The organism is Nonomuraea sp. NPDC052116 (assembly GCF_040680035.1).
GTDB lineage: Bacteria > Actinomycetota > Actinomycetes > Streptosporangiales > Streptosporangiaceae > Nonomuraea > Nonomuraea angiospora_A.
Map to the genome: position 1 here is coordinate 1 of NZ_JBFAWA010000102.1, position 2,168 is coordinate 2,168.

The window sequence follows — 2,168 nt, forward strand, 5'->3', positions numbered from 1 at the left end:
GCCCAGTCGGGCAACCTGTCCACCTACTACAACGGGGCACGCCCCAACGTCGCGGGCTACAACCCGATGAAGAAGGAAGGGGCCATCATCCTCGGCATCGGCGGAGACAACAGCAACGGCTCCGCCGGCACCTTCTACGAAGGCGTGATGACCTCCGGCTATCCGACGGACACCACCGAGAACGCGGTGCAGGCCAACATCGTCGCCGTCGGCTACACGACGGCCGCCCGCCCCAGCGGGACACCCGCCGCCGGCACGTCGATCTCGCTGCGCGCGACGACGGCCTGCTGCACCGGCCGCTACATCCGCCACCAGAACGACCAGGCCGTCACGTCCGTGATCACCTCCAGCAGCTCGTCCCTGGACAAGAACGACGCCACATGGATCGTGCGCAACGGCCTGGCCTACAGCTCCTGCGTGTCGTTCGAGTCGAAGAACTACCCCGGCAGCTACCTGCGGCACAGTAACTACCAGCTCTACCGCAACGCCAACGACGGCAGCGCCCTGTTCGCCAACGACGCCACCTTCTGCCCGCAGCCCGGCATGAACGGCCAGGGCCTTTCGTGGGCCTCCTTCAACTTCCCGAACCGCCTGCTGCGTCACTACAACAACATCGTCTACATCGGCAGCGAGGGCGGATCGAACACCTTCGACAGCGCGACCTCGTGGGCCGACGACGTGAGCTGGGTCGTCGCCTCGCCCTGGGCGTAGGCACCCCGGGCGGAGCCGTCCTCGGGCCCGAGGACGGCTCCGCCCGCCGCGGCACCAGCCGGCCGTTCGACCCGGACCCTGGTGGGCGAGGCGGCCGGCTCACATGAGTAGGGGCTACTCATGCCATTTCCGCCGCCGCCAGGAAGCATCCAAGGGACTGCCTCCGGTGCCGGAAGGACTCCCATGTCCCGTCGCTCCCCCTTGAGCATGCTGCTGACGGCCATCCTCGCGCTGAGTTTCGTCACCGCGTGCGAGGACTTCCCTCTACAAGACACACCCCCTCAGGCAGCCCAGACGAAAGCGCCGCCCAAGAAGGGCTTCTGTCCCGCCGCAGGCCCGATCACCCGGTCGTTGCTGCCCTCCCCGGAGGGAGTCGAGCGGATCGCCACGAACCCCTGCCTCGGTGTGAACGGCCTGATCGGCATGGCTCTGGATGTCATCCCGGAGCAGAAGATGGCCGAGGAAGCGGAACTGCGCTCCTTCCGTCAGGGGCTCAGGACCTTCGCCACCCGGGTGACCGTGGCCGCCGACGCGGTGGACTGCGCCTACGAGAACGACCACCTGGCGGTGTCGATCTACCAGGACCCGAAGTACGGTTGGTCGGTGGGCCTGGTGGCAGTGGTGCGCGGGGATCTGGAAGCCGCCGCGGAGGAGGCCATCTGCCTGCTGCTGAAGCAGGTGCCGTTCCTCCCGGACGTCGGCTTCCGCGCCGACGGCCCGCCGGCACCGAAGTTCTGCGCCGATGCCGAGTCCAGAGAAGCTCGGGGATACAAGTTCATGATCTTGTGGATCGCTGATTCGGACGCCATGTGCCGCAGCCTGACCAACACCATCCGCGCGACCGGCGGTGCCTGATCCCAGCGAACCTGACGGGCCTGGAGTACGTCTAGTCCCCGTCTAGTCCTCGTTGTCGATGACGTAGTGCACGCCGGGGTGGGGCCGTCGTCGTGGTGGCCTGCCGCCACGGTCCGGGCGGTGTTCGAAGTGCCACCACTCGTTGTCGTACATGCGGTACAGGTCGTAGCGGGCGCCGTGTTCCTCGAGCCAGCGCGCGCCTTCGTGGGGGCGCACGTCCAGCGCGATGCCCTTGACATGGGAGGATTCCGCCGGTGGGAGCACGAGCATGCGTGCCAAGGTCGCGGAGCCGCGGCGGCGCACCTCTTCCTCGAACATCTGTTGCTGGACGAGGGGGTCGCGGTAGCCCGAGGTGAGGCCGAGGAGCTGGCCGTGACGCCACAGCGCCTCGGTGCGGGCCGCGGTGAACGCCGCCCTGGCGCCGTCGGTGAGCCCGGTCAGGTCTTCGGCCGGGAATCGCATCCGCAGCGCCCAGTGGCAGGCGCGTTCGCGGGCTTGGCCGGGGCGGCGGAGGAACGCCGCAGGTAGCAGGAGCACGGCCAGCACCAGCGTGACCACGGCATACAGCCGGTCTCGGGGCCGAAGGGGGATGGTGCGTGGTT

Annotated in this window: 3 protein-coding genes; 2 read left to right on the forward strand and 1 reads right to left on the reverse strand. The window is 68.4% G+C overall.

Annotated elements, in window-relative coordinates:
- Together AB0L65_RS62835 and AB0L65_RS62840 are read left to right on the forward strand one after the other, a co-directional pair.
- Window positions 1–711, forward strand: a 711-nt coding sequence (locus tag AB0L65_RS62835) for an AbfB domain-containing protein (protein WP_364267589.1), incomplete at its 5' end; no start/stop codon positions are given.
- A gap of 207 nt (window positions 712–918) precedes the next feature.
- Window positions 919–1,566 carry a hypothetical protein gene (locus tag AB0L65_RS62840; RefSeq protein WP_364267592.1) on the forward strand — a complete coding sequence of 216 codons (648 nt, stop codon included), beginning with the start codon at window positions 919–921 and terminating at the stop codon, window positions 1,564–1,566.
- A gap of 42 nt (window positions 1,567–1,608) precedes the next feature.
- Here AB0L65_RS62840 and vanY-N read toward each other — a convergent pair.
- Window positions 1,609–2,168, reverse strand: a 560-nt coding sequence (gene vanY-N, locus AB0L65_RS62845) for a D,D-peptidase/D,D-carboxypeptidase VanY-N (RefSeq protein ID WP_364267595.1), incomplete at its 5' end; no start/stop codon positions are given.

What these genes read in the sequence shown, in the direction of transcription:
- AB0L65_RS62840 (WP_364267592.1), top strand. Translation starts at nt 919, where the DNA reads ATGCTGCTGACGGCCATCCTCGCGCTGAGTTTCGTCACCGCGTGCGAG.